The organism is Arthrobacter sp. BPSS-3 (assembly GCF_044628475.1).
GTDB lineage: Bacteria > Actinomycetota > Actinomycetes > Actinomycetales > Micrococcaceae > Arthrobacter.
This window is the reverse complement of the sequence record NZ_JBIMMV010000001.1, coordinates 74,659-90,170: the sequence shown is the minus strand read 5'-3', so window position 1 is coordinate 90,170 and position 15,512 is coordinate 74,659. Positions and strand designations below refer to the sequence as shown.

15 protein-coding genes are annotated in these 15,512 nt (G+C 70.9%); 4 read left to right on the top strand and 11 right to left on the bottom strand.

All coding sequences use genetic code 11. The features are described 5' to 3' along the window. Nucleotide 1 precedes the first annotated feature (1 nt). The 6 genes from ACFVY3_RS00445 to ACFVY3_RS00420 form a co-directional block, all read right to left on the bottom strand. Nucleotides 2-1,021 carry a sugar kinase gene (locus tag ACFVY3_RS00445; RefSeq protein ID WP_400158399.1) on the bottom strand — a complete coding sequence of 340 codons (1,020 nt, stop codon included), beginning with the start codon at nucleotides 1,019-1,021 and terminating at the stop codon, nucleotides 2-4. Beyond that, a complete protein-coding gene (locus tag ACFVY3_RS00440) occupies nucleotides 1,018-1,683 on the bottom strand; it encodes a bifunctional 4-hydroxy-2-oxoglutarate aldolase/2-dehydro-3-deoxy-phosphogluconate aldolase (RefSeq protein ID WP_400158398.1) in 666 nt (221 codons plus the stop codon). The genes ACFVY3_RS00445 and ACFVY3_RS00440 overlap by 4 nt, the downstream gene beginning before the upstream one ends. A 5-nt stretch (nucleotides 1,684-1,688) precedes the next feature. Further along, nucleotides 1,689-2,837, bottom strand: a complete 1,149-nt coding sequence (gene dgoD, locus ACFVY3_RS00435; RefSeq protein WP_290256194.1) for a galactonate dehydratase — start codon at nucleotides 2,835-2,837, stop codon at nucleotides 1,689-1,691. A 6-nt stretch (nucleotides 2,838-2,843) separates the two neighbouring features. Continuing rightward, nucleotides 2,844-3,737, bottom strand: coding sequence for a carbohydrate ABC transporter permease (locus tag ACFVY3_RS00430; RefSeq protein ID WP_290256195.1), 894 nt, complete (start codon nucleotides 3,735-3,737; stop codon nucleotides 2,844-2,846). Next, nucleotides 3,734-4,702, bottom strand: a complete 969-nt coding sequence (locus ACFVY3_RS00425; RefSeq protein ID WP_400158397.1) for a carbohydrate ABC transporter permease — start codon at nucleotides 4,700-4,702, stop codon at nucleotides 3,734-3,736. Before ACFVY3_RS00425 ends, ACFVY3_RS00430 begins: the two co-directional genes overlap by 4 nt. 109 nt (nucleotides 4,703-4,811) lie before the next feature. Then, nucleotides 4,812-6,107 carry an ABC transporter substrate-binding protein gene (locus ACFVY3_RS00420; protein ID WP_400158396.1) on the bottom strand — a complete coding sequence of 432 codons (1,296 nt, stop codon included), beginning with the start codon at nucleotides 6,105-6,107 and terminating at the stop codon, nucleotides 4,812-4,814. Nucleotides 6,108-6,240: 133 nt separating this feature from the next. Here ACFVY3_RS00420 and ACFVY3_RS00415 point away from each other — a divergent pair, with 133 nt between their 5' ends. Then, complete coding sequence (locus tag ACFVY3_RS00415) at nucleotides 6,241-7,044, top strand: FadR/GntR family transcriptional regulator (protein ID WP_400158395.1); 804 nt, start codon at nucleotides 6,241-6,243, stop codon at nucleotides 7,042-7,044. Between the two features lie 6 nt (nucleotides 7,045-7,050). Here the strand turns inward: ACFVY3_RS00415 and ACFVY3_RS00410 are convergent, their stop codons facing one another. Together ACFVY3_RS00410 and ACFVY3_RS00405 are read right to left on the bottom strand one after the other, a co-directional pair. Further along, nucleotides 7,051-8,082 carry an aldo/keto reductase gene (locus tag ACFVY3_RS00410; protein WP_400158394.1) on the bottom strand — a complete coding sequence of 344 codons (1,032 nt, stop codon included), beginning with the start codon at nucleotides 8,080-8,082 and terminating at the stop codon, nucleotides 7,051-7,053. Between the two features lie 8 nt (nucleotides 8,083-8,090). After that, nucleotides 8,091-8,963: an NAD-dependent epimerase/dehydratase family protein gene (locus tag ACFVY3_RS00405; RefSeq protein ID WP_400158393.1), complete on the bottom strand. Its 873-nt coding sequence runs from the start codon at nucleotides 8,961-8,963 to the stop codon at nucleotides 8,091-8,093. Between the two features lie 159 nt (nucleotides 8,964-9,122). Here ACFVY3_RS00405 and ACFVY3_RS00400 point away from each other — a divergent pair, with 159 nt between their 5' ends. The 3 genes from ACFVY3_RS00400 (at nucleotide 9,123) to ACFVY3_RS00390 (ending at nucleotide 10,693) form a co-directional block, all read left to right on the top strand. Beyond that, nucleotides 9,123-9,596 (top strand): universal stress protein, encoded by a 474-nt coding sequence (locus ACFVY3_RS00400; RefSeq protein ID WP_400158392.1) that lies wholly within the window; start codon nucleotides 9,123-9,125, stop codon nucleotides 9,594-9,596. A 17-nt stretch (nucleotides 9,597-9,613) separates the two neighbouring features. Further along, nucleotides 9,614-10,324, top strand: coding sequence for a hypothetical protein (locus ACFVY3_RS00395; RefSeq protein ID WP_400158391.1), 711 nt, complete (start codon nucleotides 9,614-9,616; stop codon nucleotides 10,322-10,324). A gap of 102 nt (nucleotides 10,325-10,426) precedes the next feature. After that, a complete protein-coding gene (locus tag ACFVY3_RS00390; RefSeq protein ID WP_290256203.1) occupies nucleotides 10,427-10,693 on the top strand; it encodes a DUF6480 family protein in 267 nt (88 codons plus the stop codon). A 37-nt stretch (nucleotides 10,694-10,730) separates the two neighbouring features. On the opposite strand, the gene ACFVY3_RS00385 is transcribed toward ACFVY3_RS00390, so the two are convergent. From ACFVY3_RS00385 to mgtA, 3 genes are all read right to left on the bottom strand, one after another. Continuing rightward, complete coding sequence (locus ACFVY3_RS00385) at nucleotides 10,731-11,156, bottom strand: DUF302 domain-containing protein (protein WP_400158390.1); 426 nt, start codon at nucleotides 11,154-11,156, stop codon at nucleotides 10,731-10,733. Between the two features lie 3 nt (nucleotides 11,157-11,159). After that, nucleotides 11,160-12,512, bottom strand: a complete 1,353-nt coding sequence (locus tag ACFVY3_RS00380) for a phosphoribosyltransferase family protein (protein WP_400158389.1) — start codon at nucleotides 12,510-12,512, stop codon at nucleotides 11,160-11,162. 102 nt (nucleotides 12,513-12,614) lie between these two features. Continuing rightward, complete coding sequence (gene mgtA, locus ACFVY3_RS00375; protein ID WP_400158388.1) at nucleotides 12,615-15,350, bottom strand: magnesium-translocating P-type ATPase; 2,736 nt, start codon at nucleotides 15,348-15,350, stop codon at nucleotides 12,615-12,617. Nucleotides 15,351-15,512 lie beyond the last annotated feature (162 nt).

Sequence of the window (15,512 nt, the reverse complement as noted above, 5' to 3'; positions counted from 1 at the left end):
CTCAGCGCTGCGTGCCGCCGTCCGGGACGGCGCCCAGCAGGGCCAGTTCGGCGGCGGTGGGCAGTCCCTCGCAGTCGCCGGCGGAGCTGACGGCGAAAGCGCCGGCCAGGGTGCCGCGGCGCAGGCGTTCAGCGGTGCCGAGGCCCTCGAGCAGGGCCGAGAGGTAGCCGGCGGTGAAGGCGTCGCCGGCGCCGACGGTGTCGATGCTGGTGACGGGGACGGCGGGGGCCTCCAGGCGCCCTGCGGCGGTGTAGACGCCGGCGCCGGCGGCGCCGCGTTTGACCACGACGTCGAGGACGCCTCGGCCCAGCAGTTCCGCGGCCATGGCCGCCTCCCGCTCCGCGCCGGCGCTTTGGGCAGCGGCACCGGCAACCGGATCGGCGGTGACCCCGGTCCCCTGGCGGCCGCGTGCGCCGCCGTCGGCCACCAGGTCCAGTTCGTCGTCGGAGGCGATCAGCACCGTGGCATGCCGGGCCAGCGGCGTCAGCACGGCGCGTGCCTCGTCGCGGGACCAGAGCTTGGCGCGGTAGTTCACGTCCAGGGAGACGGTGAGCCCCTCGGCGGCGCCGCGGGCGGCGGCGTACTCCACGGCCCGGCGCGCGTCCGGGCTGAGAGCCGGGGTGATGCCGGTCAGGTGCAGCGCCCGGGGCGAGGCGGCGAAGGCCCGGTCCACGTCGTACCGGTTGAGCGTGGAGCCGGCGGACCCGGCCCGGTAGTAGAACGCCCGACTGATGTCCGCGGTGCGCCGTTCGAGGAACATCACCCCGGTGCCGCGGGACTCCTCCACCCGGTGGCGGACGTCGATGCCCTCGCCGCGCAGCCCGCGCAGGATGAATTCGCCGTGCGGGTCGGCCCCGACGACGCCGGCCCAGGCCACGCGGTGGCCCAGCCGGGCGACGCCGACCGCCACGTTGGATTCGGCCCCGGCCACGTGCATGCCCAGGCTCCCGCCGGCCGAGAGCGGGCCGGCGGAGCGGAGCGAGACCATGGCCTCGCCGAGGGTGAGCAGGTCGACGCTCACGGACGGGCCGCCGGGGCGGCGTAGCCGGAGGCCAGTTCCACGAAGGCGCGGGCGCGTTCCCGGACCGGTTCGAGGTCCCCGCCGGAGGCGGCGTCGCCGAACAGCGGACCGCCCAGGCCCACGCCCACGGCGCCCGCATCCCAGTAGCTTTCGGCCTCGTTCAGTCCCACGCCGCCCACCGCGATGAAGGGGATGCCGGGGAACGGGTCGCGGACGGCCTTCAGGTAGCCGGGGCCGCCGACGGAGGCGGGGAAGAGTTTCACGGCCGTGGCGCCGCGGTTCATCGCCTCGTAGGACTCGCTGGGGGTGAACGCCCCGGCCAGGACGGGCAGCTCCAGCCGGACCGCTTCCTCGATGGAGGAAGCCAGCGAGGGGGTCACGATGAACTGGCCGCCGGCCTCCGCCACGTCGGCGACGTCGTGGGCGGTCAGGACGGTGCCGGCGCCGACGTAGCAGCCCTCGGGCGCCGCGGCCCGGACCGCCGCGATGGCGCTCAGGGCGTCGGGGGTGGTGAGGGCGATCTCGACGAAGCGGAAGCCCTCCCCGAGGGCGGCGAGGGCCGCGCGGGCGGCGGCTCCGCCGTCGTTGCCGCGCACGATGGCGACCAGGCGGGTGGCGCTGATGCCGCCCAGCAGGGCCGCTGAAGTGAGGGTGGTGTTCACGCTTCCTACCATTCTGCGAAGGCGCCGTCGTTGTGGCGCCAGACCGGGCCGCGCCAGGCGTGGCCGCGCTTGTCCGCGGCACGGACCACGGCCTCGTCGATCTCGATGCCGAGGCCCGGGCCGGTGAGCCGCTCGATGTGGCCGTCGACGAATTTCAGCGGCGTCTTGTCCACCACGTAGTCCAGGACCTCGGCGCCCTGGTTGTAGTGGATGCCGATGCTCTGCTCCTGAATCAGGAAGTTCGGCGTCGCGAACCCCACCTGCAGGCAGGCGGCCAGGGCCAGCGGCCCCAGGGGGCAGTGCGGGGCCAGCTGGACCTCGTAGATTTCGGCCAGCGAGGCGATCTTGCGCACCTCGGTGATGCCGCCGGCGTGGGAGAGGTCCGGCTGGGCCACGGCGATGCCGGCCTGCAGGGCGGGCAGGAATTCCTGCCGGCTGTAGAGCCGCTCGCCGGTGGAGACCGGGGTGGTGGTGGAGGCGGTGAACTCCCGCAGCAGGTGCGTGTTCTCCGGCACCACGGGCTCCTCAAGGAAGAACGGCCGGTAGGGCTCCAGCAGCGGCGCCACCCGGCGGGCGTTGGCCAGGCTGAAGCGGCCGTGGAAGTCGACGGCGACGTCGCGGTGCTCGCCCAGGACCTCGCGCGCGGCGGCGACCCGGCGGACGACGCCGTCGAGCTCGGCCACGGAGGCGAGCGGGCTCATCCGTCCGCTGGCGTTCATCTTCACCGCGGTGAGGCCCACCTCCAGCTGCGCGCTGATCTGGTCCGCCACCTCGTTGGGTTCGTCGCCGCCCACCCAGCCGTACATCCGGATCCGGTCCCGGACGTGGCCGCCCAGGAGCTGGTGCACGGGGGTGTTGAAGTGCTTGCCTGCGATGTCCCAGAGGGCCTGGTCCAGGCCGGAGACGGCGCTGGCCAGGATGGGGCCGCCGCGGTAGAAGGAGCCCTTGGTCATCACCTGCCAGTGGTCCTCGATCCGCAGCGCGTCCTGGCCGATCAGGACCTCGGAGAGCTGGTCCACGGCCGTGCGGACGGTTTCGCTGCGGCCCTCGCAGGTGGCCTCGCCCCAGCCGACGATTCCACTCTCGGTCTCGATCCGGACGAAGAGCCAGCGCGGCGCGACGAGGAAGGTTTCGATTCTGCTGATGCGTGTCATTCGTGCCTAGCCCTTGGTGGCCCCGGCTGTGAGGCCGGAGACGATGTATTTCTGCGTGAAGAGCGCAATGATCATGATCGGGATGGTGACCACCGTGGCGGCGGCCATCAGTCCGCCCCAGTCGATGCTGGCGTAGGAGACGAAGTCGAAGATCGCCACCGGCAGGGTCTTGGTCTTCGAGCCGGAGAGCACCAGGGCGAACATGAAGTTGTTCCACGAGAAGATGAAGGACAGGATGCCGGCCGTGGCGATACCGGAGACGGAGAGCGGCAGGGTGATCCGGCGGAACGCCCCGATCGGGGTGAGCCCGTCCACCTGCGCGGATTCCTCGAGTTCCAGCGGCAGCGAGTCGAAGTAGCTCATCATGATGTAGACGATCAGCGGCAGCGCGACGAACATGTGGCTGAGGATCAGCACCTCGAAGCCGCCCACCATCTTCAGGTTGGAGAAGACGTAGTACCAGGGCACCAGCAGCGAGACGCCGGGGATGACGCGGGCCATCAGGACCACCAGGGCAGAGCGGTGCATGGTGAACCGGCTCATGGCGTAGGCGGCGGGGACGCCGAGCACCAGGGACAGCGCCGTGGAGACGAAGGCCACCCAGAAGCTGTTGAAGATGAAGATGAAGTAGTTGTTCCGCTGCAGCACGTTGGCGTAGTTCTCGCCGGTGGGCGTGAAGACGAAGGACTTGGCCGTGTCGTAGATGTCCACGTTGGTCTTGAAGGAGGCCAGCAGCATCCAGATCAGCGGGGCGATGAGGAAGAGCACGACGGCGATCAGCGCGACGACGCGGAAGACCTTATAGGCGCGGGTGGCCAGCGGCTTGCGGCGGCGGGCGGGACGGGGCGCCGCGGACGGGGCGGGGACGGTGCCGGCCGGGGTCTGGGTGGGGACGGTCATTTGCTTACCGCTTTCTTGCGCATGGTCAGCAGCCACATGGTGCCGATGATGATCATGAAGAACAGGATCAGCACCGCGGAGGAGAGCCCGTACTGGTTGTAGTCGAAGCTCAGGCCGTAGGCGTAGACGTTGAGGGTCTCCACCTCGTGGAAGGAGCCGCCGCCCTTGCCCTTGGTGGCGTAGAGGATGTCGAAGGTCTTCAGCGCGTCGATGCCGCGCAGCAGGATGGCGACGATCACGGTCGGCATCATCAGCGGCAGGGTAATGAAGAAGAACCGTTGGAAGGAGTTGGCGCCGTCCATCCGGGCGGCCTCGTCGGGTTCGTCCGAGAGCGAAGTCAGGCCGGCGAGAAGGATCAGCACCACCATGGGCGTCCACTGCCAGATGTCCATGAAGACGGTGGTGCCCAGGGCGGTGTCCTGGCCGGAGAGCCACGGCTGCGGCGGGATGCCGATCATGCCCAGGAGCTGGTTGACGAAGCCGATGTTGGGATCGAAGATCAGGCGCCACATCATGCCGACCGCCACGGGGGTGGCCACCAGCGGGAGCAGGATCGCTACGCGGACCCACTTCTCGCCGCGGAACGGCCGCCAGAGCAGCAGGGCGATGCCCATGCCCAGAACTACTTCGCAGATCAGGGCCACGCCGGTGAAGGAGAGCGTGCGGCCGACGGCGGGCCAGAACCGTTCGACGTCGGAGAGCACCGTGACGTAGTTGTCCAGGCCGATGAACTCCGACGCCGCGCGGACCGAGCCCTGCGAGTCGGTCAGGCTCAGGTACAGGGTCCAGGCCAGCGGGAAGATGATCAGGACGCCGACGAAGATCATCGCCGGGGCGGCGAAGAGCCACTTGCGGTGCCGGTTGGCCCAGGCGGAGAAACTGCGCTGCGGGCCGGCTGAGCGGGCCGGGCCACGGCCGGCGGTCCCCGGCGGCGTGTCGCTGCGGGTGGTGTTCAGAACAGACATGGTTCACCTAAGGAGTCAGGGGGTGAAGGTGGGGCCGGCGTTCCGGCCCGGAGTGGAGCGGTCCCCCGCGGGACGGCCGGAAACCGGCCGTCCCGCGGGGGAGGGAGCGCTACTTCTTTTCGCTGTCCAGGAACTTCTGGAACGCGTCCGACGCCGAGGAGGCCTCGGTGGAGGCATCAGCGCCGGTGATCGTGGCGACGATCGGGGCACCGACGATTTCGCGGGCCTTGCCGACGGTGACAACCTCGGGACGGTCGTGGCCGACGCCGTTCTTGGCGCTGACGGCGATCGCGTCCGCGAGGTCCTTCGGGTAGGTGGAGGTGCCGGCCGGGTCGGCCCAGACCGAGGCGCGCGGGCCGGGGACGCCGGCCTTCTGTGCGGCCAGGGTGCGGTCCTTGCTGGTGGCCCACTGGATGAACTTCCAGGCGTTGTCCTGGTTGCTGGAGGCCTTGTTGATGGCCAGGCCCCACGAGGGGATGTTGTACGGCTTGGAACCGGCCGGGCCGGCGGGGAGGGCGGCGAAGCCCACCTTGTCGGCGACCTTGGACTTGGCCGGGTCGGTGGCGTTCTTGTAGAGCGAGTCGGCCTCGGTGTAGAAGGCAGCCTTGCCCTGGGTGAAGATGGCCATCGCCTCGGGCCAGCTCATGTCGGTGCTGACGTTCTTGGGGCCGGAGTTCTTGATCAGGCCGCCGTAAAAGGAGTAGGCCTTCTTGGCCGCGTCGCTGCCGATGGCGGACTTGCCGTTGGCATCGATGAAGTCGCCGCCGAAGCTGTAGAGGAAGCTGGAGAACTGGGTGACGGCGGCGGACTTGCCGGTGCGGGCCACGAAGCCGGCGGTGTCAGGGTTGGCGGCCGAGATCTTCTGCGCGGCGGCCTGCAGTTCGTCCATGGTCTTGGGAACCTCGATACCGGCGGCCTGCAGCAGGTCCTTGCGGTAGTAGAGGACCTCGCGCTCGGTGATGATCGGGACGCCGACCACCTTGCCGTCGACGGTGGAAGCCTTGACCGGGCCCTCCTGGTAGTCCTTCCAGTCCCAGCCGGCGTCGCCGGTGACCTTGGAGGTCAGGTCCGCGAGGTAGCCGTTCTTGGCGAACGCCTTGCCCTCCTGGAGCGGGCGGTACATCATGACGTCGATCTCGTCGCTGCCGGCGTTGAGCTTGACGTTGTACTGGTCGGAGAGCTGGTCCTCGCCGAGCTGGGTGAGTTCGACCTTGAGGCCGGTGGCCTTCTCGAACTCGGGGATCGCGGCCTTGATGCCGTCGGTCCACACGTGGTTGGCCAGGGTGACCCGGACGGTGCCGGCTGCCTTGGCATCGCTGCTGCCGCTGCCACCGCCGCAGGCTGTCAGTCCGAGCGAGAGGGCCGCGGCCACCGCCGCGTATTTCACCATAGAACGCCGCTTCATTACGACTCCCTTGTCTTCAGGGCCGGACCCGGTCCAGCCGTGCGCGGATGCATCTTTACATCTGCTCTGGAGCGATCCTAGTGAAATAAAGCAGACTTAAACAACCCCTTGCGCCCACCCGTATGCTTTATTCATGCAAACCCCAAGGGCGGAGTCTTCAGCTGACCTGCACTCCGTGCTGGTCCAGACGCTGGGCCTCGCCATTGCCGAGGGGACCCTGGCGCCGCACTCAATCCTGCGGCTGGATGAACTCGAGGCCCGGCACGGGGTGTCCCGGTCCGTGGTGCGCGAGGCCACCCGGGTGCTCTCGGCCATGGGCATGCTGGAATCCCGCCGCCGGCTCGGCACCGTGGTCCGGCCGGAGGAATGCTGGAACCTCTACGATCCGCAGGTGATCCGGTGGCGCCTGGCCTCTTCGCGCCGGGTGGACCAGCTCCGGGCCCTGAACGAACTGCGCGGCGCCATCGAACCGCAGGCGGCGCGGCTCGCCGCGGAGCGGGCCACCTGGGAGGCCGGCAGCGACCTGGTGGCGCAGGCCGCCCGCCTCTGGGCGGCCGGCCAGCGCGGCAATCAGGACGAGTTCCTCCGCCTGGACATCGAGTTCCACGCCGCCGTGCTCCGGGCCTCGGGCAACCCGATGTTCTCCCAGCTCCACAACCTGGTGGCCGAGGTCCTCACCGGCCGCACCGAGCACGGCCTGATGCCGCACCTGCCCCAGCACGAGGCGCTGCAGCTGCACGTCGACGTCGCCAGCGCCATCCAGCGCGGCGAAATGGACGCCGCCCATGCCGCCATGCGGCGCATCGTGGAGCAGTCCACCGAGGAAATCGGCGACATCTGGTCCAGCAGCCACCAGCAAAGCGCCGGCAAGGACGACGCCGGGGCGGCTCCCGGGCCGGGAGCCGCCCCGCAACCGGGGACGGCCGCCGCCCCGTGAGCCGACCTAGCGGCCGCCGGTGATCTTGCGGCTGCGCTGTTCCCGGGCCATCGGCCCATACGGGTAGACGCCCACGCGGGGCGCGCTGACCTCATCGAGGCGCGCCAGCTCGTCGGCGGAGAGCTCCAGCCCGGCCGCGGCGAGGTTGTCCTCCAACTGCTCCACGCTCCGCGCGCCCAGGATCACCGAGGTGACCGCCGGCTGCTCCGCCAGCCACGCCAGCGCCACCTGGGCGTCGCTGACGTTGTGCCCTTCCGCGATCGCGTGCACGGCGTCGACGATCTCCCAGGTGCGCGGATCCGCGTTGCGCGCCTCCCACGCCTCCATGCCGCGCTTCGGATTCTCACCCAGGCGGGTGGCGCCCTGCGGGGCCTGGTCGCGCCGATACTTGCCGGAGAGCCAACCGCCGCCCAGCGGCGACCAGGGCAGCAGGCCGATCCCGGCGTCGAGGGAGGCCGGCACGATCTCCGACTCGATCTCGCGCACCAAAAGGCTGTACTGCGGCTGCAGGGTCACCGGCGGGTTCCAGCCGTGGGCGCGGGCCAGGTGCACGGCCTTGGTCAGCTGCCAGCCGAGGAAGTTCGAGAAGCCGTAGTAGCCGATCTTGCCGCTGCGCACGGCGTCGTCGAGGAACCGCAGGGACTCCTCCAGCGGGGTGATCGGGTCCCACGCGTGCAGCTGGTACAGGTCGATGTGGTCCACGCCCAGCCGGCGCAGCGAATCGTCCAGCGCCCGGGTCAGGTGCCGCCGGGAGGTGCCGACGTCGTTGGGCGCCGCACCCATCGGGAAGCGCCCCTTGGAGGCGATCACCACCGAGTCCCGCGCGTCCGGCCGGGCTGCGAGCCAGCGGCCGATGATTTCCTCCGAGACGCCGGCGGAGTACACGTCGGCGGTGTCGATGAAGTTACCGCCCGCGGCGACGTACCGGTCGAGGATCGCGTGCGACTGTTCCTCGGTGGCCTCGGCGCCGAACGTCATGGTCCCGAGGGCGTAGTTGGAGACGACGGCGCCGCTGGCGCCCAGGGTGCGGTAGTCCATGCGGGTCCTCAGTCTTCGGTGGGGGTGGTCTCGAGCGAGTGGTAGTCGCGCCAGCTGTGTTCCGGTTCGTACCCGAGGACGCGGCGCGCCTTGTCGATCGAGAGCATGGTCTCGTGCTCGCCAAGGTCCTTGACCACCTTCACACCGGGGAAAACCTCCGCGGTGAGTTCGGCGCTGGGCCGGCTCATGACGGTGTCGGCGTTGGCGATCACGAAGGCCTCAAAGCCGGGCTCGGTGTACGCCAGCGCCCGGGCCACGGCCTGTGCGCCGTCGCGGCCGTCGATGTAGCCCCAGAGGTTCCACTTGCGCAGCCGGGCGTCGGCATCGAAGGACGGGAATTCCTCGTAGTCCTCGGCGTCCATGACGTTGGAGAACCGCAGGGCGCTGATGCTCAGGGTGGGGTCCCAGCGGGTCAGCTGGATCGCCATTTGCTCCTCCAGGTGCTTGACCAGGGAGTAGGTGCTCTCCGGGCGGGCGGGGTATTCCTCGTCCACCGGGATGTAGGGCGGGTCGACGTCGAAGGGCAGGCCCAGCACCGTCTCGCTGGAGGCGTAGACGATCTTCTTGATGCCGGCCCGGCGGGCGGCCTGGAAGACGTTGTAGGTGGCCAGCATGTTGTTCTCGAAGGTGGCCGCGTCCGGGGCCAGTCCGGGCGCCGGGATGGCGGCCAGGTGCACGATCGCGTCGAAGCCCTCGTGCCGGTCGTCCAGGCCGAGGATGACGTCCACCACGTGGCCGTAGTTGCGCAGGTCCACCCGGGTGAAGCCGGGGTCCCGTTCCCCGGTCTGGTCCAGGGCGGTCACCTGGTGGCCGTCGGCCCTAAGCCTGCGGACCACGTGCCGTCCCAGTTTTCCGTTTGCTCCGGTTAGTGCAATTCTCATCGGTTCTCCTCGGTGATCGCGACGCTGCCGTGGCTCCACCCTAGATCGGCCGCGGCCCCGCCGCACACAGGGTCCGCCCAGAGGACAGTGCTACACCGGCTCCTCCCGCGGTGACTTTCGGCCCTAGGCGGCGGACGGGGCGGCGGCGATGGTGGGGGCATGGGCGCAGATCAGCGGATTGTCGTGGGTGTCGATGGCTCGGAATTCTCGACGACGGCGTTGCGCCTCGCGGGGCGCATGGCCGACGGTCTGGGTGCCCCCCTGGCCGTGGTCACCTGCCTGGGCAGTTCCGATCACTTCTTCGCCTCCCACCTGCCGGAGGAGCGCGCCGCGTCCACCGAAGAGCTGGAGGAGACCGCCAAACGGCTGCTGGAGGAGACGCTGGAGCGGGCCTTTGGCAGCGAGCGCCCGGAGCGGCTGAGCCGTGAGGTGAAGTTCGGCCCGCCGGCGAAGGTGCTGGTCGATGAAAGCGCCGACGCCCAGCTGTTGGTGGTGGGCCGCCGGGGCCGCGGCGGCTTCCTCGCCCAGGTGATGGGATCGGTAAGCGGCGCCTGCGCCGCCCACGCCAAGTGCCCGGTCCTGATCGTGGGCCAGGACGACGCCGCAGAGGCCGGGGCAGCCGGGACGGCGTGACGCCCGGGAGGCAACCCATGCAGTCGGCACGAACCAGCATCGTAGCGGGCCTGGCCCTGATGGGCGTCGGGCTGCTGTGGCTGCTCGACGTCCTCGGGGTGCTGGCGGGCGCCGCCGTGATCCCGCCGCTGATCTTCGCGGCCGTGGGCGTGGCCTTCGCGGTGCTCTTCGTCCGGGACCAGGTCTTCTGGTGGGCGGCGATCCCCGGTTCTGTCTTCCTGGGCCTGGCCGCCACGATCCTGGCAAGCCAGGCAGGCGCGGGCGGCCGGGCCGGCGCCTTCCTGTTCGTCCTCATGGCGGCGGGGTTCGCGGCCGTCTTCCTGCGGGTCCCCGGTTTCTGGTGGGCGCTGATTCCGTGCGGGGTGATGCTGACCCTGGCGGTGGTGGTGGCCCTGCCGGCAGGCCTCCCGGATGCCACCACCGCCGCCGTCTTCTTCCTGGGCCTGGCGGTGACCTTCGCCGTGCTCGCCCTGGTCCCGGTCCACGGGGAACCGGAGTCCGGGGCGTCGCCTACCGCCGCGGGCGGAACCCCGGTCCGGATGCGGTGGCCGCTGGCTCCCGCCGCCGTGCTGGGCGTGCTGGGAATCCTGTTCCTGGTGCAGGCGGCGGCCGTCCTGGTACCGTCCGCCGTCGTCGTCCCGGCGGTGGTGATCCTCGCCGGCGTCGCGCTGCTCGCGTACGCGGTCCGGGCGCACCGGCACGGGGGCAACCGCCGGCACGGCACGTAGGCGGAGTTCCGGGCGAAGGCTGTCCGGCGGGTGCCGCGGGCGGCTAGGATAGTCAGCATGCTTATCAAAGCGTCCCGAGCAGGCCCGACGGAAGGCATCACCATGAGCAGCTACCACCCCGAAAATGACCCGGCCAACCCGGACCCGCCCAAGCCCGGCGGCGGCTCGGCGGACCCGGAGGCCGCGGAGGCGCTGAAGGCCCGGCATGCCGCGGCCCGCGGCGACGGCCAGCCCGATGCCGCGGCGTCCCCGAACCCGGACCCGCTGGAGGGAAACATCACCGGGCTGGAGCCCGGCGGCGGCGTTCCGCCCGGCGAGACTCCCCCGGCGGAGGGCCAGATGAGCCGGGACCAAGGGCACGCCGAGTAGCGGTTTCCAGGGCAGGGACTCCGGCCCGGCCCTGGTTTTACGAGCCGGCGTCGGAGCCCTGCACCAGGTCGTCGAGGGCGGCACGGAGCCGGGCACCGGCGTCGTCCGCCACCTCACGCACCGCATCGCTGTCACTGAGCTGCACCATGGTCTGCGGGTCGATGGCCTGGACCGTGGTGGCCGGCTCCCCTGCGCCGCGCCGGACCACCACGTTGCACGGCAACAGGGCACCAAGCTCCGGTTCAGCGGCGAGCGCACGGCTGGCCAGGTGCGGATTGCAGGCGCCGAGGATCACGTAGTCGCCCACGGCCGCCGCGGCCTCCTCCCCCAGCTTTGCCGCGAAGGTGTCCCGGATGTTGATTTCGGAGAGCACCCCGAAGCCCTGCGCGGCGAGCGCCGCCTTGGTCCTCGCCACAACCTCTTCCCAGCTGGCCGGCACGACGGCGGTGTAGGTGTACTGCATGCATCACTCCTTGACGGTGGCGGCCCTGGCGGGGGCGAGGTGCTTGCCAAACCAGTCTCTAGCCAGGATGGCCGCGGCGGCAAGGGTCCCCGGTTCCTCGAAGAGATGCGTGGCTCCCTGGACCACGGCCAGCTGGTTCGGGCAACGCAGCTGGGCCTTGGCCTGGCGGTTCAGTTCCAGGACCTCGGTGTCCAGGCCGCCCACGATCAGCAGCGTCGGGGCGCGCACGGCGGCGAGCCGCGGGCCGGCCAGGTCCGGCCGGCCGCCGCGGGAGACCACGGCCGTGACGCGGGCGAAGGGTTCGGAGGCGGACCACAGCGCGGCGGCCGCGCCGGTGCTGGCCCCGAAGTAGCCCACGTCGCACACTGCGGTGTCGTTGCGGGTACCCAGCCATTCCGTGGCGGCCGTAAGCCTGCGGGCGAGCAGCTGGATGTCGAAGACGTTCGCCCGGTCGCGTTCCTCGGCCGGGGTCAGCAGGTCCAGCAGCAGGGTCCCCAGCCCGGCGTGCTGCAGCACCCCGGCCACGAAGCGGTTCCGGGGGCTGTGCCGGCTGCTGCCGCTGCCGTGCGCAAAGACGACGACGGCGCGCGCCGGCACCGGAAGGTGCAGCTGCCCCGCCAGCCGCACGCCGTGGGCCGGGATCTCCACTTCTTCCTCGACCTCCGCCGGTTCCGGTGGCACGGCCGCGCCCGTGCCCGGATACGCCGGGGCGTCGTGGAGCCGGCGGGCTGCGGCGTCGAGGAGCTGGACCACCTCGTCATCCTCGGTGGGTGAGAAGTCCCGGTAGTGGTAGCCGACGGCGGTGAATTGGCGCGGGGTGGCAAGACAGATCACCTCGTCGGGCTCCACCAGCCGGGCGAGGGTGTCCGCGGGCGCCACCGGCACGGCCAGGACCACCCGGGCGGCGCCGAGCTGGCGGGCGATTTTGCAGGCGACCCGTGCCGTGGAGCCGGTGGCGATCCCGTCGTCGACGATCACGGCGATCCGGCCGGTCAGGTCCTGGCGGCGCCGGCCCTTGCGGAACCGGGCCACCCGGTTCTCCAGGACCGCACGCTCGCGGTCCTCGACGGCAAGGAGCTCGTCCTCGCCCACCCGGGACTGGGCCAGGACGTGTTCTTCGAGGACCCGGGCCCCGCCCTCCCCGATCGCTCCCATGGCCAGTTCCGGCTGGTAGGGCAGGCCCAGTTTCCGGACCACGATCACATCCAGCGGGGCGTCCAGGGCCGCGGCTACCTCCGCCGCCACGGGCACGCCGCCGCGGGGAAGTCCCAGCACCACAATGTCCTTGCCCCGCAGGTCCCAGAGGCGCCTCCCCAGCTGCCGCCCGGCGTCGACCCGGTCTTCAAAAATGCTCATGGTCCCGGCTTTCCGATCAGGCATGCGGCCGCCGGGCGCTGCCGGCGGAGCGGGCCACGGGGGCTGTGGATGCCCGGCCGGGCCGCTTCATCTCACTATCGTTCACGGCTTTCGGGGGCGTGAGGGCCCTTGGACCCGGTTTCGTTTGCGCCGGTTTGCCCTGCCGCGGCGCGGTTCCAGCGGGCCCCGGCGGGCCGCGCCGGGGGTGCTGAAGCGGGCTGCGCGGCGGGCCATGCGGTGGTCCCGGCCGCGGCGCCGGACGCGGGGCAGGACCGGCGCCGGGGGCTGCTGGGCGGTCCGGGCGAAGAACCACTGCTTCGCCAGTTCCACCAGCACCAGGTACACCACGCTCATGCCCAGCAGCGCCAGGAAGAAAGGCACCGGCAGCGGGTCGAATCCCAGTAGCCCGGCCAGCGGGGACAGCGGCAGGAAGATGCCCAGGGCCACGACGCCGAGGGACGCGCCGAGCAGTCCCATGGACGGCCGGCTGCGGAGGAAGGGAACCCGTCGCGTGCGGATGGCGAAGATGATCAGCGTCTGCGTGGCGATCGACTCGATGAACCAGCCGGCCCTGAACTCCCCCGGGGCGGCGTTGAAGACGAACAGCATCAGGGCGAAGGTCGCGAAGTCGAAGAGGGAGCTGATCGGGCCAAAGAGGAACATGAAGCGCCTGATGAAGCCGATGTTCCAGTGCGCCGGGGCCAGCAGCTGCTCGCGGTCCACCCGGTCCCCCGGGATGGCCAGTTGGCCGGTGTCGTAGAGCAGGTTGTTGAGCAGGATCTGTCCCGGAAGCATCGGCAGGAAGCTCAACACCACCGAGGCCGTCGCCGCACTGAACATGTTGCCGAAGTTGCTGGAGGTCCCCATCAGCACGTACTTGATGGTGTTGGCGAAGATCCGGCGGCCCTCCATCACGCCGTCGGCCAGGACGCCCAGGTCCTTGTCCAGGAGCACGACGTCGGCGGCGTCCTTGGCCACGTCGGTGGCACTGTCCACGGAGATGCCGATGTCCGCCTGGTGCAGCGCGAGCGCGTCGTTGACGCCGTCACCCATGAATCCCACGGCCCCGCCGCTCTGGCGCAGCAGCCGGATGATCCGGGCCTTCTGCTCGGGCGAGACGCGGGCGAAGATGCTGGCCTCGCGGGCGGCGGCGCTCAGCTCCGGGTCGGACATGGCCTCGGCCTCGGCGCCGGTGATGGTGCCGCCGGAGAGCACGCCGAGTTCGTCGCAGACCCGCTCGGCCACCTTCGCGTTGTCCCCGGTGGCGATCTTGACCGTGATGCCGAGTGCCTCCAGCCGGTCCAGCGATTCGCGGGCGTTGGCCTTGGGCGGGTCGAGGAAGACCAGGAAACCGGCCAGCCGCAGCCCGGTTTCGTCGGCGGGGGTGAGGTCTGCCAGCCCGGGCGCTTCCCGGGTGGCCACCGCCACGACGCGGGAGCCGGCGTCGAACTGTGCGTCCAGGAGCGCCTGCACCTCGGCCGTGACGGGTCCGCAGAGGGCCAGGACGTCCTCCGGGGATCCCTTTGTGATGATCCGCGGCGTGCCGGCGCCGTCGCGGACCAGCACCGAGGTGCGGCGCCGGACGTGGTCGAAACCGATGATGTCCAGCCGTTCGTGGCCGGCCGGGGTGAAGCCGGCGGCCTGCGGGGACTCCCAGAGCGCGGCGTCCAGCGGGTTCTGGCCGATCACCGAGGCCTTCGCCGCGCTGTAGTCCGCCTCCGTGGCCAGCAGGCCGAGGGTGAACAGCTCCCCGGGGTCCGGCCCGGCGGCGACGGGCAGTGCGGCGGTGAAGGTGATCTGGCCCTCGGTCAGGGTCCCGGTCTTGTCCGTGACCAGGATGTCCATGTCGCCGAGGTCCTCGATGCAGACCAGCCGCTTGACCAGCACGCGGCGGCGGGCCAGCTGCCGGGTACCGGTGGCCAGGCTGGTGCTGACGACGGCGGGCAGCAGCTGCGGGGTGATGCCGACGGCGATCGCCAGGGAGAACAGCAGCGACTCGATCACGGGCCGCTGCAGCAGCAGGTTGGCGGCGAAGATCAGGGTGGTCAGCCCGATCGCGACCTGCAGCAACAGGAAGGAGAACCGTTTGAGTCCCAGCTGGAATTCCGTCTGCGGCTGCCGCTCCCCCAGTCCCAGGGCGATCCGGCCGAATTCGGCCCGTCCGCCGGTGGCGACCACCACCCCGGTGCAGCTGCCGGACTGGATCACGGTGCCCATGAAGAGGCAGGAGGTCAGGTCGCCCAGGGAGGCCTTCTCCGTCACCGGCGCGGGCGTCTTGGCCACCGGCAGGGACTCGCCGGTGAGGATGCTCTCGTCGCAGAGCAGGTCCTTGGCGGCGAGGAGGCGGAGGTCCGCCGGGATTATGGCGCCCAGGCCCAGCCGGACGACGTCGCCCGGGACCAGGGCGGTGACGTCCAGCTCCGCGGCCGCCCCCTCCCGGACCACGACGGCGGTGTGGGTGACGCGGGAGTGCAGGGCCTCGGCGGCACGCTCGGCGCGGAATTCGTTGCTGAACCCCAGGCCGACGCTGACCAGGAGGATCACGCCGATCACTAGGGAGTTGGTGGCGTCGCCCAGGAAGAGCGAGAGCCCGGCGGTGATCAGCAGCAGGATCAGGATGGGGCTGCGGAACTGCCGCGCCAGCACAGACCAGGCGCTGGCCTCGTGGGTCCGGACCGCGTTGGGACCCACCGCGTCCAGCCGATCCGCGGCCGCAGCCCGGGACAGCCCGTCCGGCCCGGAGCCGAGGGCGGCCAGGACGGCGTCGGGCGCCAGCCGCGCGGCGTCGGTGATGGTCAACGGCGGGGAGGCGGCCTCCCGTAGTTCAAGCTGTGACATGCGGTGTCCGTCCGAGTGCCTGCCAGTTAGGCCTAAGACTACGACCGGCACCGGCACCCGTCATGCGGTTTGGCGGATTTGCCGTCAGCGGTCGGGGCGCCGTCCGCTGACGGCGGCCGGCCGGATTTGTCGTCGCCAAAAGAGTCCGGCGTCCTGTATATA